Origin of the sequence: Paludibacterium purpuratum, assembly GCF_004363805.1 — a bacterium.
GTDB lineage: Bacteria > Pseudomonadota > Gammaproteobacteria > Burkholderiales > Chromobacteriaceae > Paludibacterium > Paludibacterium purpuratum.
In genome coordinates this window covers 68,792-93,661 of record NZ_SNZP01000006.1, presented here as the reverse complement: position 1 = coordinate 93,661, position 24,870 = coordinate 68,792, and the positions used below count along the sequence as shown (strand labels likewise).

At 62.4% G+C, this 24,870-nt stretch carries 26 protein-coding genes; 9 read left to right on the top strand and 17 right to left on the bottom strand.

The features are described 5' to 3' along the window. Positions 1–63 precede the first annotated feature (63 nt). Positions 64–1,143, top strand: coding sequence for a methyl-accepting chemotaxis protein (locus tag DFP86_RS19740; protein ID WP_166642200.1), 1,080 nt, complete (start codon positions 64–66; stop codon positions 1,141–1,143). Positions 1,144–1,368: 225 nt separating this feature from the next. Next, the gene (locus DFP86_RS08620; RefSeq protein WP_133680183.1) at positions 1,369–1,779 is read left to right on the top strand and encodes a cupin domain-containing protein; all 411 of its coding nucleotides are present in this window, start codon (positions 1,369–1,371) and stop codon (positions 1,777–1,779) included. Positions 1,780–1,865: 86 nt separating this feature from the next. Here the strand turns inward: DFP86_RS08620 and DFP86_RS08615 are convergent, their stop codons facing one another. Then, on the bottom strand, positions 1,866–2,798 hold the full coding sequence (locus tag DFP86_RS08615; RefSeq protein ID WP_133680181.1) for an AraC family transcriptional regulator: 933 nt from the start codon (positions 2,796–2,798) through the stop codon (positions 1,866–1,868). Positions 2,799–2,896: 98 nt separating this feature from the next. On the opposite strand from DFP86_RS08615, the gene DFP86_RS08610 reads away from it, so the two are divergent. Then, positions 2,897–3,649, top strand: a complete 753-nt coding sequence (locus DFP86_RS08610; protein ID WP_133680179.1) for an SDR family oxidoreductase — start codon at positions 2,897–2,899, stop codon at positions 3,647–3,649. 158 nt (positions 3,650–3,807) lie between these two features. On the opposite strand, the gene DFP86_RS08605 is transcribed toward DFP86_RS08610, so the two are convergent. Both DFP86_RS08605 and DFP86_RS08600 read right to left on the bottom strand, forming a co-directional pair. Further along, positions 3,808–4,392 (bottom strand): hypothetical protein, encoded by a 585-nt coding sequence (locus tag DFP86_RS08605; protein WP_208108272.1) that lies wholly within the window; start codon positions 4,390–4,392, stop codon positions 3,808–3,810. Then, positions 4,392–4,967, bottom strand: coding sequence for a hypothetical protein (locus DFP86_RS08600; RefSeq protein ID WP_133680177.1), 576 nt, complete (start codon positions 4,965–4,967; stop codon positions 4,392–4,394). Before DFP86_RS08600 ends, DFP86_RS08605 begins: the two co-directional genes overlap by 1 nt. Before the next feature lie 417 nt (positions 4,968–5,384). On the opposite strand from DFP86_RS08600, the gene DFP86_RS08595 reads away from it, so the two are divergent. Continuing rightward, positions 5,385–6,401, top strand: coding sequence for an IS110 family RNA-guided transposase (locus tag DFP86_RS08595; RefSeq protein WP_133680175.1), 1,017 nt, complete (start codon positions 5,385–5,387; stop codon positions 6,399–6,401). A gap of 503 nt (positions 6,402–6,904) precedes the next feature. Here DFP86_RS08595 and DFP86_RS08590 read toward each other — a convergent pair. Continuing rightward, the gene (locus DFP86_RS08590; RefSeq protein ID WP_208108271.1) at positions 6,905–7,717 is read right to left on the bottom strand and encodes a PAS domain-containing protein; all 813 of its coding nucleotides are present in this window, start codon (positions 7,715–7,717) and stop codon (positions 6,905–6,907) included. A gap of 365 nt (positions 7,718–8,082) precedes the next feature. On the opposite strand from DFP86_RS08590, the gene DFP86_RS08585 reads away from it, so the two are divergent. Beyond that, the gene (locus DFP86_RS08585) at positions 8,083–8,340 is read left to right on the top strand and encodes a hypothetical protein (protein WP_133680171.1); all 258 of its coding nucleotides are present in this window, start codon (positions 8,083–8,085) and stop codon (positions 8,338–8,340) included. Between the two features lie 80 nt (positions 8,341–8,420). Here DFP86_RS08585 and DFP86_RS08580 read toward each other — a convergent pair whose 3' ends face one another. Genes DFP86_RS08580 through DFP86_RS08570 form a run of 3 tightly spaced genes read right to left on the bottom strand, consistent with a single transcriptional unit; the run spans position 8,421 to position 10,427 of the window. After that, positions 8,421–8,996 carry an NnrU family protein gene (locus tag DFP86_RS08580; protein WP_133680169.1) on the bottom strand — a complete coding sequence of 192 codons (576 nt, stop codon included), beginning with the start codon at positions 8,994–8,996 and terminating at the stop codon, positions 8,421–8,423. A gap of 22 nt (positions 8,997–9,018) precedes the next feature. Further along, a complete protein-coding gene (locus DFP86_RS08575; RefSeq protein WP_243729345.1) occupies positions 9,019–9,774 on the bottom strand; it encodes an alpha/beta fold hydrolase in 756 nt (251 codons plus the stop codon). A 23-nt stretch (positions 9,775–9,797) separates the two neighbouring features. Next, complete coding sequence (locus DFP86_RS08570; RefSeq protein ID WP_133680168.1) at positions 9,798–10,427, bottom strand: LysE family translocator; 630 nt, start codon at positions 10,425–10,427, stop codon at positions 9,798–9,800. 117 nt (positions 10,428–10,544) lie between these two features. Here DFP86_RS08570 and DFP86_RS08565 point away from each other — a divergent pair, with 117 nt between their 5' ends. Further along, the gene (locus DFP86_RS08565; protein WP_208108270.1) at positions 10,545–10,796 is read left to right on the top strand and encodes a hypothetical protein; all 252 of its coding nucleotides are present in this window, start codon (positions 10,545–10,547) and stop codon (positions 10,794–10,796) included. Between the two features lie 277 nt (positions 10,797–11,073). Here DFP86_RS08565 and gntR read toward each other — a convergent pair whose 3' ends face one another. Continuing rightward, the gene (gntR, locus tag DFP86_RS08560; RefSeq protein ID WP_133680166.1) at positions 11,074–12,096 is read right to left on the bottom strand and encodes an HTH-type transcriptional regulator GntR; all 1,023 of its coding nucleotides are present in this window, start codon (positions 12,094–12,096) and stop codon (positions 11,074–11,076) included. 114 nt (positions 12,097–12,210) lie between these two features. Here gntR and DFP86_RS08555 point away from each other — a divergent pair, with 114 nt between their 5' ends. The 3 genes from DFP86_RS08555 to DFP86_RS08545 all read left to right on the top strand — a co-directional run bounded on the left by DFP86_RS08555 (position 12,211) and on the right by DFP86_RS08545 (position 15,471). Beyond that, entirely contained in the window at positions 12,211–12,714 is a 504-nt protein-coding gene (locus DFP86_RS08555) for a gluconokinase (RefSeq protein WP_208108269.1), read from the top strand. 38 nt (positions 12,715–12,752) lie between these two features. Further along, entirely contained in the window at positions 12,753–14,039 is a 1,287-nt protein-coding gene (locus DFP86_RS08550; protein WP_133680164.1) for an MFS transporter, read from the top strand. A gap of 70 nt (positions 14,040–14,109) precedes the next feature. Beyond that, on the top strand, positions 14,110–15,471 hold the full coding sequence (locus DFP86_RS08545; RefSeq protein ID WP_133680162.1) for an aspartate aminotransferase family protein: 1,362 nt from the start codon (positions 14,110–14,112) through the stop codon (positions 15,469–15,471). A gap of 3 nt (positions 15,472–15,474) precedes the next feature. Here DFP86_RS08545 and DFP86_RS08540 read toward each other — a convergent pair whose 3' ends face one another. The 9 genes from DFP86_RS08540 to DFP86_RS08500 all read right to left on the bottom strand — a co-directional run bounded on the left by DFP86_RS08540 (position 15,475) and on the right by DFP86_RS08500 (position 24,864). Next, positions 15,475–16,200 carry a glycosyltransferase family 2 protein gene (locus DFP86_RS08540; protein ID WP_166642199.1) on the bottom strand — a complete coding sequence of 242 codons (726 nt, stop codon included), beginning with the start codon at positions 16,198–16,200 and terminating at the stop codon, positions 15,475–15,477. Then, positions 16,197–17,414 carry a glycosyltransferase gene (locus tag DFP86_RS08535; protein WP_133680158.1) on the bottom strand — a complete coding sequence of 406 codons (1,218 nt, stop codon included), beginning with the start codon at positions 17,412–17,414 and terminating at the stop codon, positions 16,197–16,199. Before DFP86_RS08535 ends, DFP86_RS08540 begins: the two co-directional genes overlap by 4 nt. A 3-nt stretch (positions 17,415–17,417) precedes the next feature. Then, positions 17,418–18,002 carry a DedA family protein gene (locus tag DFP86_RS08530; protein WP_133680156.1) on the bottom strand — a complete coding sequence of 195 codons (585 nt, stop codon included), beginning with the start codon at positions 18,000–18,002 and terminating at the stop codon, positions 17,418–17,420. Positions 18,003–18,222: 220 nt separating this feature from the next. Further along, entirely contained in the window at positions 18,223–19,659 is a 1,437-nt protein-coding gene (locus tag DFP86_RS08525; protein ID WP_133680154.1) for a gamma-aminobutyraldehyde dehydrogenase, read from the bottom strand. 24 nt (positions 19,660–19,683) lie between these two features. Continuing rightward, positions 19,684–20,505: an ABC transporter permease gene (locus DFP86_RS08520; RefSeq protein ID WP_133680152.1), complete on the bottom strand. Its 822-nt coding sequence runs from the start codon at positions 20,503–20,505 to the stop codon at positions 19,684–19,686. Further along, a complete protein-coding gene (locus tag DFP86_RS08515) occupies positions 20,495–21,424 on the bottom strand; it encodes an ABC transporter permease (RefSeq protein ID WP_208108268.1) in 930 nt (309 codons plus the stop codon). Before DFP86_RS08515 ends, DFP86_RS08520 begins: the two co-directional genes overlap by 11 nt. Next, the gene (locus DFP86_RS08510) at positions 21,414–22,448 is read right to left on the bottom strand and encodes an ABC transporter ATP-binding protein (RefSeq protein ID WP_133680148.1); all 1,035 of its coding nucleotides are present in this window, start codon (positions 22,446–22,448) and stop codon (positions 21,414–21,416) included. The genes DFP86_RS08515 and DFP86_RS08510 overlap by 11 nt, the downstream gene beginning before the upstream one ends. A gap of 53 nt (positions 22,449–22,501) precedes the next feature. Continuing rightward, a complete protein-coding gene (locus DFP86_RS08505) occupies positions 22,502–23,653 on the bottom strand; it encodes an ABC transporter substrate-binding protein (RefSeq protein ID WP_243729344.1) in 1,152 nt (383 codons plus the stop codon). Between the two features lie 305 nt (positions 23,654–23,958). Further along, entirely contained in the window at positions 23,959–24,864 is a 906-nt protein-coding gene (locus DFP86_RS08500; protein WP_133680146.1) for a LysR family transcriptional regulator, read from the bottom strand. Positions 24,865–24,870 lie beyond the last annotated feature (6 nt).

The window sequence follows — 24,870 nt, the reverse complement described above, 5'->3', positions numbered from 1 at the left end:
GAAATGCTGCGGAGGGCCTTGTCGTATCCGGCCGTGGGCCGGAGCAGGCTTGAAGGAGAGGGCATGTCGATCAGGATTCAAGTGTTGCTGCTGCAGTTGCTTGGCACAGGCGCGATGGCCGGGCTGGCGCTGGCCGCCGGTGCCGGACAAGGTGTGTGGCTCGGCGCCGTGGCCGTGGTATTGCTGGTGTCGCTGGCGCTGGCCTTTTGGCTAGGCGGGCGATTCGAACGGCCGCAAGACCTGCTTGCGCAGCAAGTCGCCGCGTTGCAGGCCGAGTTGCGCGGTCTGGCCGATCAGGCGCGTCTCAGCGCGCAAGCGGCGACCGATGCCGCGCATGCGCTGGCCGGTATGACCGACCAGGTGGGCAGTAGCGTGCAGCAACAAGCCGACTCGACGCGCGAGGCGGCGGCCACCATTCAGCAGATGACCGTCAGCATCAATCAGGTGACCAACAGCTCCGGCAAGGCATCGCGCATGGCGCGCGAAGCGGGCGAGATCGCCAGCCAGCGGGTGCAGGAAGTCATGGCCTCCTCCGAGCAGATGCGCGCGGTGGCCGACAAAGTGCAGGCGACCTCGCATCGTATCGAGGCGTTGACCGGGCAGGTGGAGAAGATCGGCAATATCGTCGGCGTGATCGTCGATGTGGCCGAGCAGACCAATCTGTTGGCGCTAAATGCCGCCATCGAGGCGGCGCGCGCCGGCGAATTCGGCCGCGGTTTCGCCGTGGTGGCCGACGAGGTGCGCAAGCTGGCCGAACGCAGCGCGGTGTCGGCGCAGGAAATCACCACCATGATCCAGACCATCCAGCAGGAAGCCGGCTCGGTGGTCGACAGCATGCAACAGAGCCTGTCGAGCGTCTTGGAAGTCAGCCAGGGCGCGGCGCAAAGCGCCGAATCGATGCAGGGTATTCAGGAAAGCTCGCAGACAGTGGTGGGCTCGATCGAAACCATCAACGGCAGCTTGCGCGAACAGCGCATGGCCAGCATCGAACTGGCGCAGAAGGTGGCGTCCACGGCGCAACTGGCCGAATCCAATATCGAGGTGGTGTCGCAGCTCAAGAGCACCTCCGGCGCCTTGCTGCAATTGGCCGATCAGTTGTCGACGAGCGCCAGGGGGATCGCGCCGGTGGCCGAACCGGCGTAGTACCGCGCCCGCTGTCCGGCATGTCTGCTAACGAGGCCCTGAGGGGCCTCGTTTTGATTGGGGTCTAAAATACCTGTTCGTTTGGATGGGGCTGGTTGTTGATGACGCCTCTTGGGAGGGCGGTTTGGGGTTTGCCTGCAACAAGCGGGCCTGACCCTTTTCTCGGGCTGCAGGGCGAGATTAGCTTCTAAGATGAAAGCGCTAGTCGTCCAGTCAGGAGACTTTATGAAACGCATTCTCTGCGCTCTGCTTGTCGCCACCTTGCCGTTGGGTAACGCCCTCGCGGCGGAGTCGAAGAACGCCAAGGTGACGCTCGTCTACCAGCACGAGTTGCCGAACGTTCCCGGAAAAAGCATCAAGGGCGTGCTCGTGGAATACGGCCCGGGCGGCTATTCGCCGGGGCACATGCATGCAAAATCCGCCTTCATTTATGCGACGGTGCTGGAGGGGGCGATCAAGAGCCAAGTGAATGATGGGCCGGTGATTGTTTACCAGGTCGGACAGAATTTCGCCGAGATGCCCGGCGACCGCCATGCGGTCAGTGCCAATGCCAGTGAAACGCAACCCGCCAAGCTCCTCGCGGTGTTTGTGGTGGATACGAACGAGGCGACGCTGACGACCCCCCTCGCGAACTGAGATCCGCTCCCTCTAAAGGGTCAGGCGGATCATCACATTAGACCAGGCCCTCGACTTTGTAGCTTAAAGCTAAGAGCCGATGCAATCTATCCGGTCTGAACGGCACTCATCTCTGATTTGGCATAGCGCCCGGGGGGCATGCCCACGTACCGGGTGAACGCGACCCCGAAGGCACTGACCGAGCCGTAGCCGACGCGCTCGGCTATCTCGGCAATCTGGAATTCCCTCCGCCGCAGCAGCTGCTTAGCGATCGCCATCCGCCAGGCCAGCAGATATTCCATCGGAGCGACGCCCACGGCTCGACTGAAACGCTCAAAGAAGGCCGAGCGCGACATTGCCGCCTCGCGTGCCAGCTGTGCGATGCTCCACGGAGACGCGGGGCGCTCGTGCATGCGGCGCAGAGCCAGCGACAGCTTGGGATCGGATAAGCCACGTAGCAAGCCGGGCGACGCCGCAGTGCTGGCTGTCGAGCGAAGGGCTTCGATCAGCAGCACCTCGAGCAGACGGGCCGTGACGATTTCGCGTGCGGGCCGATCGGCGCGGGATTCTTCGCCGACCAGCTGGACCAGCGTCGACAGACGCTGCTCGCCGCGAACATGCACCCATTGCGGCAGCAGCGACACTAACAACGCGGCATCCGGCGATCCGAACTCGCAATTGCCGACGAGCATGCGTACATCCACCGCGCCGTCCGGGTCGCCGACTCGTGCGCCGCCAGGCATCGGCACGATGGGGGTAGAGATGGCCTCGCCCTCTAGAGGCGGCTGTCGGTCGAGGCTGGATGTCGCGACCCCGCGCGCGGCCGGAATCAGCACAAAGTCACCTTCATGCAGCGTGATCGTGTCGCTGTGCTCCGGGCTATCGACCGTCAGATGGCAGCCGCCCTCGAGCACGACGAAGTAGAACGGCCGGCCCATCTCGGCGCGTCGAACCGCCCAGGGGGCCGTCGCCACGACGAGCTTCGAGAACGGAGCGCTCGGCTGCAACAAGGAAACGACTTCGGCCAGCGGATCGGTCATTTCGGACTGTCTCTACAAAAACATGGACTTGGAATTATAGATGATCCTGATTCGGCGCTCTACCATGGGAACCGTCATTCAACACACAGGAGATTCCGATGTCCAACTCACCCACTGTCCTGATCACTGGCTGCTCGTCCGGTTTTGGCCTTGAGACCGCGCGGCTGTTTCTCGACAAAGGCTGGCGTGTCGTCGCGACGATGCGTACGCCGCGTGAAGATCTGTTGCCGCGTTCCGACCTGTTACGCGTTCTGCCGCTCGACGTCACCGACATCGAAAGCATCCGCCGCTGTGTCGAGGCGGCCGGGCCGATCGATGCGTTGGTCAACAACGCCGGCGTTGGTATGCTGAGGCCGTTGGAAGGCACCACGCTGGACAACGTTCGCGAGGTCTTCGAGACCAACATGCTCGGCACGATCGCGATGACGCAAGCCGTGTTGCCACAGTTCCGCCAGCGGCGGGCTGGTGTCGTCGTGAACGTCACGTCGACCGTGACGTTGAAGCCGCTGCCGCTATTGTCGGTCTACACGAGCAGCAAGGCGGCGGTGAACGCCTTCACCGAGTCGCTCGCCTTGGAACTGGCTGCGTTCGATGTCCGCGTTCGGCTGGTGCTGCCGGGGCGCGCGCCCAGCACGAGCTTTGGCAGCAACGCCCGCCGGTTGATGGGCGATACCGTGCCGGATGTCTATGCCGAATTCATGCAGCGCGAGTTCGCCGCCGTGCAGGACACGAATACGCCGGTCACGCATGCGCAGGATGTCGCCGAAGCCGTGTGGCAGGCGGTGACCGATCCGGCCGCGCCGATGCGGATTCCGGCGGGGGCAGATGCGGTCGCCCTGGCCGGCGCCTGATGGATGGGCGGCGGATTGGTATTGGTGAACGTGGCAAGTCCCCCTCGGCGGCCCGGCCTTTGCTAACGCGTCAACATGGCGTTTGACCGCATTGCCCCAACGCAAAAAACCGCACGGCGTGCGCGACGCCGTGCGGTTTTCGTTGCTGGCCCGCAGGGTTACTGCAGCTTGGGATTGCGTTTGATTTCTTCCACCAGTTTGGCCTCCAGATCATCCGCGGCGCGGTTGCCTGCCAAGCCAAAGTTGCTCTTGAACTCGGAGAACTCGGCGCTGCCGCTGCCGACGGTGCGGATCTGCGTCACCAGTTGCCCGGCGCCGTCAAAGACATTGACGGCCATTTCGATGCGGAATTTGGTCGGCGGCCAGGTAAACAGCGACGGCGACTCGGAGGTGGTGGTGATTTCCGGCACAAACACGTACGACACTTGGTGTGCCTTCAAGACTTCAAGATTGCCCTGCTTGTCGACGACGGTCACATCCTTATAGGCCACATGCAAGGCATCGCGAATGGCTTTTTCCAGGTCGCGGTAGGGGTAGTAACTGATTTTGTCGCCACCGCCTCCGGGGGTGATCACCTCTTTGCTGCGGTCGGCATCGCTCATGACATAGGCTACATTCTTGCCAATGGGGTTGGCAGACTGCGGGTGCATGGCGTTGCTGGGCGAAATCATAATCGGATGGGCACAACCGGTCAGCAGGCCAGCCAACAGTACCAAGACCGCACTTAGGAAGCGTTTTTTCATTATTTCACTGCACTTTGTTGAAGAACATCAATAAACTGGTGATCGCTGTAAATGGTGGATAACAGCTTTTTCACCAGGCCGGGGTAGGCGTTTTGGCCATTGGGAATGGCCAGGGCGGCGGCAAAGGACGAATCAAATTGCGAATGGGCCGAATACTTTTTGTCCAACACCACCTTGCCATGCTGAAGGACTTGCAGGTTCACGACCAGCACCCCGGTGCCGGTGGCGAAGCCGGCGACATTGATGTCGTTTTCCAGCAGTTCGATCACCAGCTTGGTATCCGCGTTGGGGTCATAGACCCCGGCTTCCGTCAGGTCGCTGGTGATGGCTTGCTGCAAGTAGCTGGCGAATGTGCCGCCTTCCACCGTCAGGTGGCTGCCGCGCAAGTTGATGTGATTGACATCCGCCGCCGGATCTTCCGGTTGGACGGTGTTCACCGCGACTTTGCCGATTTGAGCGGCTTTTAAGGCGTCGATGGCGTTGTAGTCGGGGGTGTAACTGGGCGTGTTGAAACTGGCACACCCGCTCATGGTTGCGGCGCAAGCCAGCGCGCAGAGGGTGGATTTGATGTTCATCTGGAGATGATCCTGCTTGGGTTCACAAAGTCGATACGATGTCTTGAGGATTTTCTTTTGGACGCGAGCTTTGCCGCGCCACGTCTAACCGGGGGCGATCCTCATCGCGGGGCGCAACGCCCACAACAGATGCCTTCTTAATACAATATAATAATATGTAATAAATGGTCAAATAACCGACTTGCCCAGGGTTAACCGGGCGCACCGCTTGTCACCCAAGCCTGATTTAGCGCAAGACATGCCAAGGCGGATGGCTGGCGCCAGCGCTGTGTTGTCGCCGCACGCGGACTGCACTGGGCTGGTGGCGCATGCAACAGAAAGACCTGATAAACATCTAGCCATAAATCGCCGACCTCCGTTCACAGGAGCTATTGTTTGGTTGCGAAACGAACAATTGCACCCACGAAGGAGGCCGACATGGAACTGTACGCCGGAATAGACCTGCACTCCAACAATAGCGTGCTGCTGGTTATGGATGAGCAAGATCGCACGCTTTTTGCTAAGCGGTTGCCCAATCAATTGGGCGGCATTATTGATGCACTACGCAGCTGCTCTGGAACGGTGCGCGGTGTCGCAGTCGAGTCGACCTACAACTGGTATTGGTTGGTGGATGGCTTGCAGGATGCCGGCTTTGCGGTAAGCCTGGTTAATACGGCCGCGGTAAAACAGTATGACGGCTTGAAGTACGGCGGTGACTTCAGTGATGCCCGTCACCTGGCCCACCTGTTACGGCTGGGCATTCTGCCGACCGGCTATATTTATCCGCGCGAGCAACGCGCCTTACGTGATTTGCTTCGCAAGCGTAGCCAATTGGTTAGCCAGCGCACTTCGCAGATACTCGGCATCCAGAATCTGCTAGCCCGCAACCTGGGCGTTCAGCTAAGCGGGAATACCATCAAACATTGGACAGAGAAAGAAATCGCCACCTTACCCCTGTTCGAAGAACAGGCCCAAGCGCTGCAGGCCAACTTGGCGGTGATGAATTGTATCGATAAGCAGATTACCGGTTTGGAACGAGGCATCCTCGCCAAAGCATCACAGAGGGAAGACTTTAGTGTGCTGCAGACCGTCTGTGGCATTGGCAAGATTCTGGCGCTGACCATCGCGCTTGAGGTCGGTGATATTAACCGCTTCGCCAATGCCGGCCACTTTGCCTCCTATGCGCGCACGGTCAACAGCCGACGCGAATCCAATGGCAAGAAGAAGGGCGAAGGCAATGCAAAATGCGGTAATCGATATCTGGCATGGGCCTTCATCGAAGCAGCACATTTTGCGGTGCGCTATGACCCGACGGTAAAGCGTTGGTATCAACGCAAGTGCACGTCAGCACTCTCGGTGGTAGCGATCAAGGCGGTGGCGCACAAACTGGCGCGAGCCTGTTATCACGTTATCAAAGATGGCGTGCCATTCGAGGTCCAGAGGGCTTTCGGATGAAAAATTGACGCTCAATGGGACGATGTCGGCAGCGTCGCTATGGGGTTGGCAAAACCACCAGACCTGATTGCGCGCCGACATCGATCCCGCCCGTCGTTGACGAGTTCGTTGCGTCCGCGTTGTGAACCAACTGGGGTTGGAGCGCCAAATTGGCGCAGCCATAGACCTGTGCGATTGCTGTCTTGATCGCCTGAATTGGGCGCGACGGGGAACAGAGGGTTTTCTGGGGCTGCACAGGCAGCCAGGGGCCGTGGGGTAAGCATCACTCCCTGACTGAGCCTTGATCCTGATGGGTGACTGGTGCGCAGCGGCGACACCAAAACATCGAGAACCAAGAATGCAGCGGCATTGACGGCAGGAAAGAATCACTGCAGCAAGAATGCGACGGACGATCGCAGGTATTTGACCGTCCCTATTGACGGAGGGGCTAATGGGTGACCCTTTTGCCTCAACGCGGCACTCTGCGTTGCACAGGATAAAAGGCGCAGCCGAGTTCTTATGGATTAGCGATTGTTTGCGAGAAAGTCGGCCAGAGCGGCCGCGACGACAGGTCGGCTGTGCAGGTTGCCTTGGGATAGATTGCAGCTCAGGCTTTTCAGGAATCTGAACTGTGCTTCGGTTTCAACCCCTTCAGCCAAGACCTGCATATGCAGGTTCTGTCCCAAGGCGATTATGGTCTTGGTGATCTCGATGGCGCTCTCGTCATGTGGGATATCGCGCATGAAACTCTGATCGATCTTGAGCGTATCGATTGGAAATCGCCGGAGATAAGCGAGCGAAGAGTAGCCCTTGCTGATCACGATGCCGACCGGGCTGGCCTGGAAAACCGTCGCGAACCGCTCCTCGCTGCTGCGCAACGCCATTTCTGCAAGCTTGCGCTCGGTGATAACGTCGAAAACGGCCACGAAGTGCTCAGGTTTTGGGCTGTAGATCGAAATCTCGAACCACATCTGGAGGGCTTCGACGTAAGTCTCGAAGGTCTCGGGTGGCCCTCCGCGCGCAACACGGCCATAGATTTCAAACAGCTCCGGGTCGGCCTCCCGAATGCCCGGGATGACCTCGCTCACCCGGTGGCCCACAACGTCCTGAAGGCCCGTCTGCGCACCGAATGCTTGGTTGACGCTCAGATAGATGAAATCGACCGGCCGATCCCCCTCATACAGCATCCGGCAGTACGCCAGACCATTGAGCATGTGATCGAACAAGGATGTGTAAAGCTGTTCGGATTCCGATGGAGCGCTGTTTGCGTCACTCGTGGAAGACGGCGGCCGCGGACGTGCTTCGTGTGTGGGAGCGGTGGAGTCTTCGATTGACATCAGTCTGAGGCTTTCGTGGCACAGGTTGCTTGGTTGCCACCGTTGAAATCGCATCGATGGCCCCTAATCAGCGAGACTTCGCTCACTATAGCGCAAGTAGAGTGACTGCTTTGGAGTACAGGGCCGCAATGGCGGCTCCTGGCCGATAGTAGACCTTCGCGACATCCAGAGGCATTGTCGGCAATGGCCAAACCGCCGCCCCCACACACAAATTTTCAGCCTTTTCCGACAGCCGCGCTCGGTTGTCTATTTGCGTCTTGCTGGCTAAGGTAGCGGGTGCGGCGTTCGCCGCGAAGAGGCGCGGGCCCAGGGTGCTGTCACACCGCTGGGCCCGCTAACCAAACCAACTCGCTTCAGGAGTCAGAATGGCTACTCAAGATGGTAATGCAACCCTCGTTTCTTTTCCAAACCCGGATTCCCGCCAACAGCAGTTACTTTCCCTGATTTCCGTGTTGTGCTTGCCGCGCGGCAGTCGTGCAAATTCCGACAAGTGCCGTTTGATTGTCGATAGCCGCTTGCCGTGGGCGTTCGAGCCGATCGATGCCAACACTTCGTGGTTGTATCTGCCCAAGGCTGCGCAAGCGCGTCATATGGCGGGTTGCCTGGTGCTAACGGCCGACTAAGGCCATCAACCGGAGGCGAGGGGCGTAGCCCCTCGGCCGGGTAGGAGCGGTTTTAACCGCGACCTCCCCAAACCCACCGATCAGAGAATCGCGACGCCGATCAGACGTTGGTGCAGCACCAGGATGAAGGTCAGCCACGCCACCACGCCGATGGCGCAAACCAGCAGGTCGCGGCTGAGGCGGCCCTCCGGGTATTGCACGCCAGCGGCGCGGTCGCGCCGAAGTGACACCACCGTCAGCGTCAGCGACCAGGCGAGGAATGCGCCGAACAGTACCAGCGCGGCCGGACGGCCGTTGAACAGCAGGTGCATGCTCGACCACAACACCAAGCCCAGACTCATTGGATGGCCCACGCGCTGCTTGATATGCGAGCCGGGAACCTGGCTGGCGGTCAGTAGAATGAACGACAGCAGCATCACCAGCAGCATGCCATGGCGGGCGGCAAAGGGCAGTTGCCAGTACACGCCGGGCAGTGCGCGCGCTTCGGCATAGCCTTTGACGATCAGCACCAGGCCAACGAGTGCCGCCAGCGAATGGATGGCTCGCCAGTAAAGCCAGCCCAGGCGGGTGATCTGCGCTCCGCGCCAGGCGGGTGCCCAGATGCGCACCGAGTGCATTCCGATGAAAACCAGCAAACCGAGCAGCAATAGCATCATGGTGGCGATTCCCCGTATGGTGTCAGGCCAAAGCCTTTGCCAGCGCGCGCGCCAAGGCGGCCGGTTGGTCGTGCGGGATCGAGTGGCCGCAGTTGGCGATGAGGCCACGCTCGACCCCCAGTTCCGGCAGGCGGTCGTATTGCGCGTCCGGCAAGGTCTGTTCGCCATACAGCACCGTGCGCGGCATCGGCAACGCCTTCAATTGCTCTCCCCAGCAGGGTTCAGCACCGGTAATCAGGCCCTCGGCCGAACGGTAGATCGCCAGCGGCGACGCGCATTGCATGGTGCCGGCCCATTGCGAGTTGTCGGCGACGCGGATCAGTTCTGCGTGGCCCTGGCTCAGGTAGCGTTCCAGCGGCTGGCCGGCGATGTGTTTGCTGAAGGTGCCGCCGCCGTTGGCCAGATTCGGTTCGGCCAGCACCAGCCGGCGGATGCGCGCCGGGTTGAGCCGGGCCAGTTCGATGGCGACCGCGCCGCCCATGCTGTGGCCGAACAGGTCGATTTGCGTCAGTGCCAGCGTATCGAGCAGGGTGCTCAGGGTGTCGGCGTGCGATGCCGGGCGGTAGTCGAAGTCGACGGGTTTGTCGCTATAGCCATGGCCGAGTAGGTCGATGAGCAGGCAGCGTCGGCCGGCCAGCGCCGGATCGGTAACCACGCGCGGAAAATCGCTCGAACCGGCGCAGCCGATGCCATGCACCAGCATCAGCGGCACACCGTCGCCCGGAATGTCGTGGTAACGCAGAAAAGCATCGGGGTGTTGCAGCTTCAAAACTTGCACTGAAGAGCTCCTGGATAGAGGTGTTATTGTGCCTTGAGCGTCAACAGGCCGGCGCCCATGGCGACGAACAGGCTGCCGGTCGCGCGGCGAAAGCGGGCGGATTGCATGGTGTTGACCATATTGCCGCCGACCAGCTGACCCGCCAGCGCATAGGTCATGAGCGCGCTGAACGACATGGCCATGAAGGTCAGCGATAGTAGGATCAACTGCGGCAACAGTGGCTGGTCGCGCACGATGAACTGCGGAAACAGGGCTGTGATGAACAGGATCGCCTTGGGGTTGGAGAGCGCCAGCAGCAGGCCCTCGCGGTACAGGCTCAGCGATGCAGGCGGGCTGTCGGGGCGGGCGGCGAGTTGCCGGGCCTTGGCGCCGCCGGCACGCCACTGCTTGATGCCCAGGTAAATCAGATAGCCGGCACCGCACAGTTTGAGCAGCAAGAACAAGGTGGCGGAGGTGCGCAGCAACGCGCCAAGTCCGATGGCGCTGGCGCTGATCAAGACCAGCAAACCGGAAATATTGCCCAGCGACGACAGCGCGGTGCGGCGCCAGCCGTAGAGGGTACTGTTTTGCAGCGCCAGCATGACGGCCGGGCCGGGCGTGAACACGGCGGCCAGGGCGGTGGCGCAAAAGAGTAGGTAAAGCGGGGTGTTCATGCGGTTGTCCTAACGTGTGGATAGCGACAGTCTACCGCCGAATAGTACATAGGTGTAGAGGCCAGCATTTGGAACCGGCCCAGCTCGTAACCAGCGGCTCGAAGGGGGCAGACAAACATGACGGCACTGTCGATTGAACGGCTTGGCACCATGACGCCTGACGAAGAGCGGCGCTTCTGGAAAATTTTCGAGAGCACGCTGGCGAACGATGACGGTCAGGCGGCCAAGATGCACCTGTCGGCCGGACGGCCGATCTACTACTGCGATGACTTCTACCCCGACGACTTCATTCGCAAGTGGCCCGACGGCCGCCGAGAGTTGGTTGCGGTGGATTGCGAAGGTAATGTTTCTGTGATCCGTCCGCTGTGAGACCACTGCTCTGGGGGCCGGCCTGTATGGCGCCGGCAAGAGCACGCTGACCGACCGCTACTTGATTGGCCGAGTGTCGGTTAGCAACCCCGACAACATCGTCTGTGAGAACCCTGTATCGGCGTGATCCAGGCAGGCAAGATCGCAATCTGGTTTCAGCTGCAGCATTGGGCTACGCGTGACAATTTTGTCTGGGAAACAACGTTATCCAGCCACCGTGAACTCATTCGTTGCTTCGCGAACGCACGCTGCCCGAAAGACATTTCCTTGGCGCTTGTTAGCTACTGCCACGCACCATCAGACGGAACCCAAGATCGAGGCTCTGCGGTTGATCCTGGCCATCGATCGCCGCGCGCAACATGCGCGCCGCCAGACGGCCGATGTCGTAGCGTGGCGTGGCGATGCTGGTTAGTGCCGGATGCGTCCAGGCCGAGGCCGGCAGGTCGTTGAAGCCGCCGATCGCCAGCCGGCCCGGCACGTCGATGCCGCGCCGCTGGCACTCGTACAGCATCCCTTGCGCCAGGTCGTCATTGCAGCAGAACACCGCATCGCAATCGGGGTGCTGATCCAGTAGCTGCGCGAGTAGTGCCGCGCCCAATCCCACCGACGAGGGGGTTGCCACCCAGATTTCTCGGCGCGATCCATCGAGCCCTGCGTCAGCCAGGGCCGTGCGATAGCCTTCGGCGCGCTGCAGGGTGCGCGGATCGGATTGCGCCGCCACATAAGCGATGCGGCGATAGCCGCGTTCGATTAGATGGCGGGTCATGGCCAGGCCTGCCGCGCTTTGCGACAAGCCGACCGAGCGGCTGTTCGGGGTGGCGTCCAATTCCATCATGGTGACGGTGGGGCGTTGGCTTTGCGCCAGCAGCGTGCGGGTGTGCGCGCTGTGGTCGATGCCGGTCAGCAGGATGCCGTCCGGGTTGTGGCCGAGGAAGGCTTCCAGTTGCCGCTCTTCTTCCTGCGCCGAGTAGTGGGTATTGCCGATCAGTATCTGCGTGCCGTGCGGCTGAAGTTCGTCGTGGATGCCGTCGAGCACGTCGACGAACACGGCATTGGTCAGCGAGGGAATCAGCACCAGCACGTTACCGGAACGGGCGGTGGCCAGCGCGCGTGCGGCGTGGTTGGGCCGGTAGCCGAGTTGGCGGACGGTCTGGTCGATACGTTCGCGCAGCGCCGGCGAGACCCGCTCCGGGGTCTTCAGGGCGCGCGAGACGGTGATGGCGCTGATGTCGAGGCGCTCTGCCACATCTTGCAGCGTGACGCGGCCCGTGGCGCTGTTTCGGGGTTTTCGTTCGGCCATGAGGCAGATTTTACTGGAATCGTCCCGGCTGGAACATCTTGTCGAAAAACCGCTTTGCAATTACCGATGTTAGCGCTAACATTTGGTCGAATATCTTTATGGAGACGCGGCACGATGACTTCGCAATGTCTGGTGGTGATGGGAGTTTGCGGCAGCGGCAAGAGCGAGATCGGCTCGCGCTTGGCGGCGAGCCTGGGCTGCCGCTTTATCGAAGGGGATGACTTCCACCCACAGGCCAACCGCGACAAGATGCACGCCGGCACGCCGCTTAACGACGACGACCGGCGCGATTGGCTGCTGAGCCTTGCCCACGAATTGGCCGCCGCCCGCGAGCAGGGCGAGAGCGTGGTGCTGGCTTGTTCGGCGCTTAAGCGCCGCTACCGCGATCTGTTGCGCCAGGGCGATGCCTCGCTACGGCTGGTGTATCTGCGCGCTACGCCGCATCAGGTTGCGACGCGCATGTTGGCCCGTCAGGGACATTTCATGCCGGTCGAACTGGTGGCCAGCCAGTTCGCCGATCTGGAGCCGCCGCAACACGACGAGCGGGCACTCAGTTGCTCGGTCGATGCGGCGCCGGCGCAGATCGTCGAGTCGATTATGGTGGCGTTGGCAGCCTGACAGCCGCGCCGGTTTCGCAGCACATGGGGGGAGAGAATATGCATCAGGGCAATCAGGCCGCGGTTCCACGACTGCGCTGGGGTATCGGCGCTTTGCTGGGCATGGGCGTATTGATCAACTATCTGGATCGCATCAGTGTTTCTGTCGCGGGGCCGCAACTGCAATCGGCATTCGGTTTGAGCAACCAGGAGCTTGGTCTGCTGTTCAGCGCCTTCTTCTGGACCTACGCCATGCTGCAAATCCCGGTTGGCATGGTGTTGGACAAGTTCGGCGTGACCCGCATCGGTCGCTGGGGGGCTTTTTTGTGGGTGGTGGCGTCGAGCATTACCGCACTGGCCGGCGGCTTTGGCGGGCTGTTCGCCGCGCGTGCCCTGTTGGGCATCGCCGAGGCGCCGGGTTTCCCGGCTAGCGCCAAGGCGACCGGTTACTGGTTTCCGCGCCGCGAGCGCGCGATGGCCACCGCGCTGTTCGATGCCGCGGCCAAGTTCTCCAGCGTGATCGGCGTGCCGCTGGTCGCCTATGCCGTGGTGACGCTGGGCTGGCGCTGGGGTTTCGGCGTGACGGCTTTGCTGAGCTTGGCTTACTTCCTGGCCTTCTGGGCGTTTTATCGCGATCCGAGCCACCATCCGCGTTTGTCCGCGGCCGAAGCCGACTATATCCGCCAAGGCGGCGCCACGGCCGAGGGCGAAAGCCAGACCGGTTCGCTGGCGACGTTGGGCTATCTGTTGCGTCAACGCAAAATGTGGGGGCTGACCATCGGTTTCGCCGCCTACGGCTATTCCTTCTATCTGTTCCTGACCTGGCTGCCGGGGTTTCTGGTGCAGAGCATGCACATGAGCATCTTGAAATCGGCCAGCTTCGCCGCCGTGCCCTGGATGTGCGCCACAGTGTCCGACTTGCTGGTCGGCGGCTGGTTGATCGATCACCTGGTACAGCGCGGACTGGATGAAACGCGCGTGCGCAAGGGGGTGCTGGTGACCGGCATGTTGTTCGGCCTGTCCGTGTTCGGCGCGGTGTGGACGCACGACCCCTATTGGGCCATCGCCTGGATTTCGCTGGCCTTGTCCGGCCTGGCCGCCGCGGCGCCGGTCAGTTGGTCGCTGCCTTCGCTGATCGCGCCCAAGGGCGCCACCGGAACCGTGGGCGGCATCATGAACTTCGCCAACAATATGATGGGCGTGGTGGCGCCGATCGTGACCGGCTTCTTGGTCGGCGCGTCGCATTCGTTCACCAATGCCTTCTTGGTGGCGGGGCTGGTGCTGTTGGTCGGCATCTTTGCTTTCATCGTGCTGCTCGGCCGTATCGAACCGATCGCCGAGCCCTGAGCGCCATCTCGGCCGCAGATCATGCATACTTCATCGGATAAAGCGCATGTCATAAGACAGAGGAGATCCGATGAACACCCGTGCCGGCCTCGATTGGCCTAAAGCCCTACAACTTCATGCGCGCGAGCGCGCGGCCTTCGCCTCGGCGCGCCCGCGTTCGCGCGAATTATCGACGCAGGCCGCCGATCATTGGTTGTTCGGTGTGCCGCTACATTGGATGGATGATTGGTCGACGCCATTTTCCCTGTATGTCCGCACTGCGCAGGGCGCCGCTTTCGAGGACGTCGACGGCCACCGCTACAGCGACTTCTGTCTGGGCGACACCGGGGCGATGTTCGGCCACTCGCCGGTGCCGGTGGCGCGGGCCTTGGCGGAGCAGGGCGCGCGCGGTTTGACGGCGATGCTGCCGACCGAGGACGCGGTTTGGGTGTCGGCCGAGCTGGCGCGCCGTTTCGGTCTGCCGTTCTGGCAGTTCGCCATGACCGCCTCGGACGCCAACCGCTTCGCGCTGCGCTGGGCGCGCGCCATCACCGGGCGGCGCAAGTTGCTGGTGTTCAATGGCTGCTATCACGGTACCGTGGACGACGTGTTCGTCGATCTGGCCGACGGTCGACCGGTGGCACGCGCGAGTCTGCTGGGCCAGGTGGTGGATCTGACGCAAAACACCCGCGTGGTGGAGTTCAACGATCTGGCCGCCTTGGAAGACGCGTTGCGCGACGGGCAAGTCGCTTGCCTGTTGGCCGAGCCGGCGATGACCAATATCGGCATGGTGCTGCCGCAAGCGGGGTTCTGGCAGGCGGCGCAGGCACTGTGTCGGCGCTACGGTACCTTATTGATCCTGGATGAAACCCATACCATCAGCAGCGGCCCTGGCGGTTACACCCGCGCCCATGGGCTGGCACCCGACATGCTGGTGGTCGGCAAGCCGATGGGCGGCGGTGTGCCGTGCGCGGTGTACGGTTTTTCGGCCGAGGCGGCCGAACGCGCACAGACCGCCAAGCGACAGGCGCCGGTCGGGCATAGCGGCATCGGCACCACGCTGACCGCCAATATGCTGGCCATGGCGGCGATGCGCGCCAACCTGGCCGAGGTGATGACCGACGAGGCGTATCGCATCATGTTCGAACGGGCCGAACAGCTGGCGGATGGCCTAGAGGCGGCGATTGCCCGCCAGGGCGTGCCGTGGTGCGTGACGCGCATCGGCGCACGCACCGAATGCCAATTCACCCCGCATCCGCCGCAAAACGGTGGCGAAGCCGAGGCGATACTGGACGACGAGCTGGCGCACATGCTCCATCTCTATTTGCTCAATCGCGGTCTATCGATCACGCCGTTTCACAACATGATGCTGGTGTGTCCCGAGACCGCCCCCTCCGACGTGGATCGGCTGGTGGCGGCCTTCGAATCCTTCATTGCGGCGATTCGGGCCTAACGCCTATCGCACGTCGCGGTAGGCGCTGGTGCTCGGCCGCTTCAACACGACTTCGGACATGAAATTGACCACATAGCGCATGGCGGTGGTGACAAAGCCTTCTTCGTCGAGGCGGCGCGCCGAGGTCGGCATGACCAAGCCGAGGTCGAACAGCACCTTACCGACTTCCGCCAGCCGGCGCGCGATATTGGTGTCCTCGCCGTAGAAAGCGATGTTGGTGTCGAAGCCGCCGATACGCTCGAGCGCATCGCGCCGGGCGGCGAAGTTGCCGCCGACGGCCATGTACTGGGTGAACAGATAGGTCGGCTTGGCCAGCATCAGCCAGTAGAGCCGTACCAATGCGCTTTTGAACTTGGCCAGGTCGTAGTAGGTATAGGGACCGCTGACGCACACGGCGTCGGGGCGGGCTTGGTAGAGGTCGAGTACGCGGCCGAGCCAGCCGTGCGCCATGCGCGTGTCGGCGTCGATGTACGCCAGTATCTCGCCGCGCGCCTCGGCCAGTCCTCGTTGGCGCGCGTGGGTCAGCCCTTTTTTCTGCTCGGTCACCACGCGTACCGCGGGAAAGCCGGCGGCGATCTCGGCGGTGCGGTCGGTGCTGGCGTTGTTGATCACGATGACTTCGAACGGTCCTCGTGCCGATTGGCGCGCCACTTCGGCCAGGACGTGACGCAGGCAATCGGCCAGGTAACCCTCTTCGTTATAGGCCGGAATGATCAGGCTAAGCTTCATGCGTGGGCTCCTAGGGGGGGAAATCGAAATGCGGCGTCGTTGGCCGTGCGCGCGTAAACCGCCTCCCAGGCGGTGACGATGCTGTCGACCGAATAGCGTCGGGCGCGCCATGAGGCGTTGTCGCCCAATTGCCGGCATAAGACCGGGTCGGCGAGCAGCTCCGTCAGTTGCCGGGCGAAGTCTTCGGCATCGCCCGGCGCGGCCAGCCGACCGCAGTGGTTATCGACGTATTCTGGCAACGCGCGCCAGCGCGCCACCACGGCCGGCAGCCCGGCGCTCATTGCCTGCAGCATGACCATGCTCTGAGTTTCCGAGGTGCTGGCCAGTACGAAGATCTCGGCGGCTTGAAAGGCCTGGGCCAACGATGCTTTGTCGAGCGTGCCGAGAAAGCGCACGCGCTCGCCCACCCCCAGCTTTTCCGCCAACAGGCGCAAGTTTTCCCGCTCGCCGCCATGCCCGGCCAAAGCCAGCACGACATCCGGATGGCGCGCCGCCAACGTCGGCAATGCGCGGATCAGCACATCGATGTTTTTTTCGCGCGCTAGCCGACCGGCGTAGAGCAAGGTGGCGTCGCTGAACCCCCAGCGGGTTTTCAGCGCTTGACGCGCGTCGGCTGCGACCGGTGTGAACAGTGTGGTGTCGATGGGGTTGGAAATGACCTGGGATGCACTTTTCAGACCGTACTGCCGCATTTCGTCGATCACCGAGTGCGATGGGCCGCTGACCAGCCGGCAATGATTGTAGAACGCGGTGACCGCCTTGAGGCTGGCGCGCCGCACCCAGGCGGCGGGCAACGGCACGTAGCCGCTGAACTCGCCGATGGCCCAGTGATTGGTGCCGATCAACGGCACGTCGAGCCGGCGGGCGGCGATGCGCGCTTCCAGACCGGCGCCAAGGAAGGTGTGGGTGTGGATGACCTCAGGGCGGAAGTCGCGCAAGCCACGCCAGCAGCGCCCGGTCGGCAGCAATAGGCGCGATTGACCGGTGGAGCTGGCCACGGCGATCGAGGCGCGGCGCACGATGCGAATGTTGTCGCCGAGGTCGACCTCGCGCGGCGGCACTTGCGCCAGGCGATAGTCGTTGCGGGAGGCGCGCGGCGCGACGATGACCACCTCATGGCCGCGTTCTCCGAGCGCTTTGCCGGTCGCCAGGATCGAGTCCTGGATGCCGCCGAGTTCGGGATAGAAACTGTCGGTAAAAACGGCGATGCGCAAGGTTCAGTCCTCCGGGAGATAGGGCAGGATGCGGTAGCGCAGCCAAGCGCCGGCGACGACGAGGAGGGCGGCGAAGGCGGTGCAACCGAATAGCCATAGATAAACGTCGATGCGTTGGTAAGCGGCGCCGCCGAAGAAGCCCAGCAGGGCGAACAGCGCGGCCTTGGGTAAGGTGGCCATCAGGTTCCAGCCGAGGAAGGGCAAAAACGGCAGCCGCGCCGCGCCGGCGGCGATCAACACCAGAAAACCCAGCGCATGGGTCCATTTGCCGGCGATCAAGAGCCGTCCGGCATGCTGGCGTAAATGCGCTTGTAGCCATAAGGCGCGCCGTCGGCGCCGCAAACCGCGCGCGCCGCGCCATAGCCGAGTAGGAACGCGGCCGAGCCGGCCCAGCACATATAACAGGGTGTCGCCGGCCAGATCGGCGGCAATGGCCAGTAAGTAGACTTGCGGGAGGCTAATGAGGCCGCGCGAGGCGAGGAAGGCGCCCAACACCGTGGCGAGCGGGCCTTCCAGCACCATGGCGGCGAACAGGGCGGGCTGGCCATAGACGGGCAAGGCGGCGGGCAGCCAGGCAGTCAACGTCAATGCCTGGCCTCCTGGGGGCGGGGTCTAACCAACATGGCCTCCTCCTTGTTATGGATATCGCAAGGCCATGCTAGTCAGGATTTGTTTCAATTCCGAGAAGGTTGGGTGCAACGCCTGCGGCATTGCACTTGTCGCATTGCCTTCGGCGAAGGCGACCTACACGTAGGTGCGTTCGCGTAGGATGCGTTCGCGAAGCAACGCATCTTCCCGCCACCCCCGGCTAATGCTTGATCATGATATGCCGCGCCACGCTGTAATCCTCCAAGGCATACAGCGACAAGTCTTTGCCGTAGCCGGAGCGCTTGAGCCCGCCGTGCGGCATTTCGGTTACTAGCATGAAGTGGGTGTTGATCCAGGTGCAGCCGTATTGCAGCGCCGAGGAGACGCGCATGGCGCGGCCAACGTCGCGGGTCCATACGGAGCTAGCGAGGCCGTAGTTGGAGTCGTTGGCCCAGGCGATGGCTTGCGCCTCGTCGTCGAAGCGGGTGATCGATACCACCGGGCCGAACACTTCGCTGCAGACGATTTCGTCGCCTTGGCGCGCGCCGGCGATCACGGTGGGCTCGAAGAAGAAGCCCGAGCCGGGCGCGCGTTTGCCGCCGGCGGTGATTTCCATATGTGTCTGCTGCTGGGCGCGCTCGACGAAGCTGGCGACGCGGTTGAGCTGGCGTTCGGAGATCAGCGGGCCCATTTCCACGCCGTCGTCGTGTTGTTTGCCGAAGCGGATGCCGGACACCGCGCTCGACAGTTCGGCCACGAGCTTGTCGTAGATCTTGCTGTGAACATACAGCCGGCAAGCGGCGGTGCAGTCCTGGCCGGCGTTGTAATAGCCGAAGGTGCGAATGCCGGCCACCACTTCTTCCAAGTCGGCGTCGTCGAATACCAGCACCGGCGCCTTGCCGCCGAGCTCCAGGTGGGTGCGCTTGAGCGACTTTGCGGCGGCTTCCAGGATGCGAGTGCCGGTCGATACGTCGCCGGTGAGCGAGATCATGCGTACTTGCGGCTGGGTGATCAGCGGGCTGCCGACGGTTTCTCCGCGGCCGAGCACCACGTTGAAGACGCCCGGCGGCAGGATGTTGGCGCAGTATTCCGCCAACTTCAACGTGGACAGCGGGGTTTGTTCCGAAGGCTTGAGCACCACCGTGTTGCCGGCGGCCAGCGCCGGCGCCATTTTCCAGGCGGCCATCATCAGCGGGTAGTTCCACGGGGCGATCGAGGCCACCACGCCGAGCGGATCGCGGCGGATCAGGCTGGTGTGGCCGGGCAGATATTCGCCGGCCAACAGCCCGGTTTGCGCGCGCACGGCGCCGGCGAAGAAGCGGAACACGTCGACCACGGCGGGGATCTCGTCGGCCAGTACCAGTGCATAGGGTTTGCCGCAGTTGAGCGATTCCAGGCGGGCGAACTCGGTGCCATGGGATTCGATGGCTTCGGCGATGTCCAGCAACATCTGTGAGCGCTCTTTCGGCGTGGTGCGCGACCAGGCGTTGTATGCGGCGTCGGCGCTGGCCACCGCGGCCTGGACTTGCTCCAGCGATGCCTCGTGAATGCGGGCGATGTTTTCGCCGGTGGCCGGATTGACGATGTCTTCGCTATTGCCTTCGCCTTGGACGAACAGGCCGTTGATCAGTAGGCAGGTTTGCAGGGTTTTTTCCATGGTGCAGCCTCTTGATGGTCAGGGTTATTTGCCGCTACCGGCAATATCTTCGGTGCCGCTGGTCAAGCGCCAGGCGGCAATGATCGGCAGCGTGGTCAACAACATCACGATCATGGCGACCACGTTGGTGACCGGCACGTCGCGCGGCCGGGTCAATTGGTTGAGTAGCCAGATCGGTAGCGTCACCTCGTTGCCGGCGGTGAAGGTGGTGACGATGATTTCGTCGAAACTGAGTGCAAAGGCCAGAATACCGCCGGCCAACAGCGCGGTGGCGATCTGCGGTAGCAGGACATAGCGGAAAGTCTGCCAGGGGTCGGCGCCAAGATCCATCGACGCTTCGATCAGGTTGTGGCTGTTACGCCGCAAGCGGGCGACGACATTGTTGTAGACCATCACCACGCAGAAGGTGGCGTGGCCGATGGCGATGGTCCAGAACCCCGGCTGGATGCCGCCAAGACGGAAGGCCGACAGCAGCGACAGACCGGTGATGATGCCGGGCAGCGCGATGGGCAGCACCAGCATCAAGCCGATGGCTTCCTTGCCGGGGAAGGTATGCCGGTATAGGGCACCGGCGGCCAAGGTGCCGAGCACCAGCGCAAGCAAGGTGGCGACCAGCGCGATCTTGAACGACAGCCAGATGGCGGCGAGCACGTCGGGGTTGGCGAAGGCGACGCCGATCCAGTGCAAGGTGAAGCCTTTGAGCGGAAAACTGTAGGCCGAGGTTTCGGTGTTGAAGGCATAGAGCGCGATCATGGCGATCGGCAGATGCAGGAAACCCAATCCGCCCCAGGCCAAGAGGCGCAGCCACCATGGGGCCCGGTCGGCGCGGTTTTGGTCAGAGTGCATCGAAGGCTCCCAGTCGTTTGGCGATGCTCAAGTAAAGCGCGATGATCAGCACCGGTACCAGGGTGAAAGCGCCGGCCATCGGCAGGTTGCCGATCGCGCCCTGCATGGTGTAGACCATGGTGCCGATGAACAGGCCGGAGGGGCCGAACAACTGCGGAATGATGTAATCGCCGAGCGTGAGCGAGAAAGTGAAGATGGAGCCCGCCACCACACCGGGAAACGCCAGCGGCAGGATGATGGTGCGAAAGGCTTGCCACGGCGTGGCGCCCAGGTCGGCCGCCGCCTGTACCAAGCTGCCCGGTACGCGCTCCAGCGCCGCCTGGATCGGCAGGATCATGAACGGTAGCCAGATGTAGGTGAAGACGGTAAAGCGTCCAAGATTGGAGGTGGCCAGCGTGCCGCCGCCGATACCCGGCAGCGACAGCAGCCAGTCGACGACGCCGGAGAGCCCGAAGCTGCGGTAGAACCAATACACCAGTCCGCCCTTGGCCAGGATGACGGTCCAGGAGTAGGCCTTGACGATGTAGCTGGCCCACATGGGCAGCATGACCGCCACGTAGAAAAAGCCCTTCTTCCAACCGCGCGCATAGCGCGCCATGTAATAAGCGAGCGGGAACGCCAGGATAGCGGAGGCCAACGTCACCGCCGCCGCCATGCTCAGGGTGCGCAGGATGACATCGAGGTTGGCCGGCGAGAGCAGGGCGCGGTAATTGTCGAGCGTCAACACCGTACTGACGTTCATGGTGAAGTCGTCGAAACTGAAGAAGCTTTGGACCAGCAGGGTCAGTAGCGAACCGATGTAGACCAGGCCGAACCACAAGAGCGGCGGCGCGAGCAATAGGCACAGCCATAGGGTGGGGCTCAGGTAGACCCGGTCTGTCAGCCGCGACAAGCCGCGGCGGGCGGTGTCATGCGGCATGGCCGTTCTCCCCGGCATCGAGCGGATGCATGGCGCGCTTGGGCCAGGATAGGCGCACGGTGGCGCCGATGGCTTGCCCCACGTCGAGGTCGTCCTGATTGGGGTTGACCACGGACAGGATCTTGCCGTTGCCGGCCCGCACTTCGAAACGGCTGGTGGCGCCCAGGTACTGAATGTCGATCAGTTCGCCCGTCAGCCCGAGCTCGTCGTCGCGCGGGCTGTCCTGTCCGATGCGGATGCGCTCCGGACGGATCGAGAACGGGATGTCGCAGCCACACAGCGTGAGCGCGGCCGCCCGGTCGAAAACGTTGGAGGTGCCGACGAAATCGGCGACGAAGGCGGTCGCCGGTTGGGTATACAGCACACGTGGCGTGGCGACTTGTTCTATGCCGCCGCGGTTGAACACCGCCACGCGATCCGACATCGATAGGGCTTCGCCCTGGTCGTGCGTGACGTAAATGAAGGTGATGCCAAGTTGACGTTGCAGGCTCTTGAGTTCGATCTGCATTTGTTCGCGCAGCTTAAGATCCAGTGCGCCAAGCGGCTCGTCGAGCAATAGGACGCGCGGTTTCTTGATCAGCGCGCGCGCCAGCGCCACCCGCTGACGCTGCCCGCCGGATAGGGCGGCGGGGCGGCGGTCGCCGTAGTCGCCGAGTTTGACCAGTTCGAGCATGGCCTGGGCTTGCCGTTGCCGCTCGCGTTTGTCCACGCCCTGAACCATCAGGCCGTAGGCGACGTTGTCCGCCACACTCATATGCGGGAACAGCGCGTAGTCCTGGAACACTGTATTGACGTCGCGGCGGTAGGGCGGCAAGCCGGCGGCCTCCTGGCCGAAAATGCGCACCGAGCCGGCGCTGGGTTGTTCGAAGCCGGCGATCAGTCGCAGGCAAGTGGTTTTGCCCGAACCCGACGGGCCGAGCATGGAGAAGAATTCGCCTTCTTCAATCTGTAGGCTGACATTGTCCACGGCCCGCACTTTGTCGAAGGTGCGGCTCAGATGCTGAAACTCGACGGCGTAGGTCACGATTTAGGCCTCGATCGGGAAGATACCGCCGGCCAAGCGGCCGGCGGCGATACTCAGCGGCCGCCCATGACGGCGATATAGTCGGCCGTCCAGCGGCTGTAGGAAACACAGCGCCCCTGTTTGCACTGCGCGGTCGGCGTTTTCCAGAAATGGATCTGGGCGAACTTGTCGAAGCCGTTGCTCTTGCAGAAGTTGCTGCCGCCCGGCGCTTTGGTGTTGCAGGCTTCCGGCACGACCGGGTTGGAGCCGAACCATTCGGCCAGCGCCGATTGCAGATTCTTGTTCAGCGACCATTCCATCCACTTGTAGCTGCAGACCGGGTGCTTGGCGTCGGTGGCCAGCATGGTGGTGTCGGCCCAGCCGGTGGCGCCTTCCTTCGGGATGGTCTCGCCGATGGGGAATTTGTCGGCGGTCAGCGAATTGACGGTATAGCCCCAGGCGCTGGTGGCGGCGATGCCCTCGTTCTTGAAGTCGTTCATCTGCACGGTGACATCATGCCAATAGCGGTGGGCCAGCGGTTTTTGCTGGCGCAATAGCTTGAGCACCGCGGCGTACTGGGTTTCGTTCAGTTCATAGGGGTCGGTAATGCCGAGCGACGGATTTTTGGCCATCAGATACATCGCGGCGTCGGCGATATAGATCGGCCCGTCGTAAGCTTGCACCCGGCCTTTGTTCGATTTGCCGTCCGGCAGTTGCATCGGTTCGAATACCACGTTCCAACTAGTCGGCGCGGTCTTGAAGATGTTGCTGTTGTAGGCGAGGAAGTTGGCGCCCCACTGGTAGGGGGTGCCGTAGTGTTGGCCATTGACGGTGAACCAATTGCCGTTTTGCAGCCGTTTGTCCAAGGTCTTCCAGCTGGGAATCAGCGCCGTATTGATCGGCTGGACTTTTTTGCCGTAGATCAGCCGCAGAGAGGCATCGCCCGAAGCGGTGACCAGGTCGTAGTTGCCCGAGCCCATCAGCGAGACCATCTCGTCCGAGGTGGCGGCGGTTTTGACGTTGATCTGGCAGCCGGTCTGCTTCTCGAAGGCCGTTACCCAGTCGTAATTTTTGTCGCTGGCGCCGCGTTCGATATAGCCGGGCCAGGCGAGGATATTGAGTTGTCCCTCGCCGGTGCCTAGATGAGTCGGCGGTGCGGCCTGCGCGGCGGCGGCCAGGCCGCTTAACACCCAAAGCCCCATGCGGGGATGCATCGTCTTGAACATGTTTCTCTCCTGTGTCTCACGATATAGAGCGAATCGACATGCAAAAGCGTGGCCGATCTATGTTGGCCTATGCCTATAGCATCATATGCAAGGTGGATAGAACGAGCTAATGCAATGAGCCTATCGAGTCGTTCGCTTTTTTCGAATTCACAGGGCGGTCGCCGGCGAACCTTCGGCCAAGGGCGTCGAGGGAGGAGAGATGGGCGTGTGCCGCACAGGTTGCGGTCGTCGAGCGCGATATATCGTTCTGATTTGCCGAATGATGTTGGTGTGTATTTGGAAAAACAGATGGCTTGAGCGGCGTTTCAACCGCGACCGCGGCTGTGCTCGCGCGCAATCAGCAGAAAATTGCGCGTGGCCTCGGACAGGGTGGAGCCGCGTCGCCAGGCGATGCCCACCTGTAGCGAGGGCATGGATTCTTGCAGGCTGCGCACTTCCAGCCGGTCGCCGTCCAACGACCAGGGACGATAGAGCATGTCGGGCAGGATGGCCAGCCCTTCGCCGCTGGCCACCAGGCTGCGCGCGCCTTCGACCGATTCGGTGCGCAGCACCACATTGGGACGGTGCCCGGCCTGGCGCCACGAGGAGCTGATGCTGTCTTCCAATTCATCGAGCCGCAGCATGACCAGCGGTTCGTTGGCCATTTCATCGATCGAAATCGAGCCGAGCTCCAGCAGGGGGTGGTGGGTGGGAAGCCACAGCCGGTACGGCGAGGCCATCAGCGCCTCGGATTCGATGGCCTGGCGGTTTTGCAGGTTGGACACGATCAGCACGGCCGCGTCCAACTCGCCATTGACCAGCAAGTGCTCGATATAGTCGCGCTGATCCTCGAAGACCTTGATGTTCACCTTGGGAAAAGTGCGGCGGTAGCGGCCGAGCAAGTAGGGCAGAAAATAGCCGGTGACCAGGCTGGTGACGCCGATATTCAATTCGCCGGTCATGGTGTCGGGACGGGCGGACAGGGCTTGCTGGGCGTTGCGCACGCAGCCGAGGATCTGGTGGGCATGGCTGAGGAACTGGTGGCCGGCGTGGGTCAGCACCATGCCGCGGGCGTGGCGCTGAAACAGCGAGGCGGCCAAATCGGTTTCCAAGGCCTTGATGGCTTCGGTCAGCACCGATTGCGAGACGTTGAGCTCATGCGCCGCGCCGGTGATCGACTCGGCCTCGGCCACGGCGATGAAGTAACGGATGTTTTTTAGAGAGAGCGCCATGGTTGG

What these genes read in the sequence shown, in the direction of transcription:
- DFP86_RS08595 (WP_133680175.1), top strand. Translation starts at nt 5,385, where the DNA reads ATGGAACTGTACGCCGGAATAGACCTGCACTCCAACAATAGCGTGCTG.
- DFP86_RS08515 (WP_208108268.1), bottom strand. Translation starts at nt 21,424, where the DNA reads ATGCCGCATGACACCGCCCGCCGCGGCTTGTCGCGGCTGACAGACCGG.
- DFP86_RS08570 (WP_133680168.1), bottom strand. Translation starts at nt 10,427, where the DNA reads ATGAACACCCCGCTTTACCTACTCTTTTGCGCCACCGCCCTGGCCGCC.
- DFP86_RS08620 (WP_133680183.1), top strand. Translation starts at nt 1,369, where the DNA reads ATGAAACGCATTCTCTGCGCTCTGCTTGTCGCCACCTTGCCGTTGGGT.
- DFP86_RS08545 (WP_133680162.1), top strand. Translation starts at nt 14,110, where the DNA reads ATGAACACCCGTGCCGGCCTCGATTGGCCTAAAGCCCTACAACTTCAT.
- DFP86_RS08520 (WP_133680152.1), bottom strand. Translation starts at nt 20,505, where the DNA reads ATGCACTCTGACCAAAACCGCGCCGACCGGGCCCCATGGTGGCTGCGC.
- DFP86_RS08550 (WP_133680164.1), top strand. Translation starts at nt 12,753, where the DNA reads ATGCATCAGGGCAATCAGGCCGCGGTTCCACGACTGCGCTGGGGTATC.
- DFP86_RS08585 (WP_133680171.1), top strand. Translation starts at nt 8,083, where the DNA reads ATGGCTACTCAAGATGGTAATGCAACCCTCGTTTCTTTTCCAAACCCG.
- DFP86_RS08505 (WP_243729344.1), bottom strand. Translation starts at nt 23,653, where the DNA reads ATGTTCAAGACGATGCATCCCCGCATGGGGCTTTGGGTGTTAAGCGGC.
- DFP86_RS08605 (WP_208108272.1), bottom strand. Translation starts at nt 4,392, where the DNA reads ATGAAAAAACGCTTCCTAAGTGCGGTCTTGGTACTGTTGGCTGGCCTG.
- DFP86_RS08500 (WP_133680146.1), bottom strand. Translation starts at nt 24,864, where the DNA reads ATGGCGCTCTCTCTAAAAAACATCCGTTACTTCATCGCCGTGGCCGAG.
- DFP86_RS08555 (WP_208108269.1), top strand. Translation starts at nt 12,211, where the DNA reads ATGACTTCGCAATGTCTGGTGGTGATGGGAGTTTGCGGCAGCGGCAAG.
- DFP86_RS08540 (WP_166642199.1), bottom strand. Translation starts at nt 16,200, where the DNA reads ATGAAGCTTAGCCTGATCATTCCGGCCTATAACGAAGAGGGTTACCTG.
- DFP86_RS08580 (WP_133680169.1), bottom strand. Translation starts at nt 8,996, where the DNA reads ATGATGCTATTGCTGCTCGGTTTGCTGGTTTTCATCGGAATGCACTCG.
- DFP86_RS08565 (WP_208108270.1), top strand. Translation starts at nt 10,545, where the DNA reads ATGACGGCACTGTCGATTGAACGGCTTGGCACCATGACGCCTGACGAA.
- DFP86_RS08615 (WP_133680181.1), bottom strand. Translation starts at nt 2,798, where the DNA reads ATGACCGATCCGCTGGCCGAAGTCGTTTCCTTGTTGCAGCCGAGCGCT.
- DFP86_RS08590 (WP_208108271.1), bottom strand. Translation starts at nt 7,717, where the DNA reads ATGTCAATCGAAGACTCCACCGCTCCCACACACGAAGCACGTCCGCGG.
- DFP86_RS19740 (WP_166642200.1), top strand. Translation starts at nt 64, where the DNA reads ATGTCGATCAGGATTCAAGTGTTGCTGCTGCAGTTGCTTGGCACAGGC.
- DFP86_RS08525 (WP_133680154.1), bottom strand. Translation starts at nt 19,659, where the DNA reads ATGGAAAAAACCCTGCAAACCTGCCTACTGATCAACGGCCTGTTCGTC.
- DFP86_RS08610 (WP_133680179.1), top strand. Translation starts at nt 2,897, where the DNA reads ATGTCCAACTCACCCACTGTCCTGATCACTGGCTGCTCGTCCGGTTTT.
- gntR (WP_133680166.1), bottom strand. Translation starts at nt 12,096, where the DNA reads ATGGCCGAACGAAAACCCCGAAACAGCGCCACGGGCCGCGTCACGCTG.
- DFP86_RS08600 (WP_133680177.1), bottom strand. Translation starts at nt 4,967, where the DNA reads ATGAACATCAAATCCACCCTCTGCGCGCTGGCTTGCGCCGCAACCATG.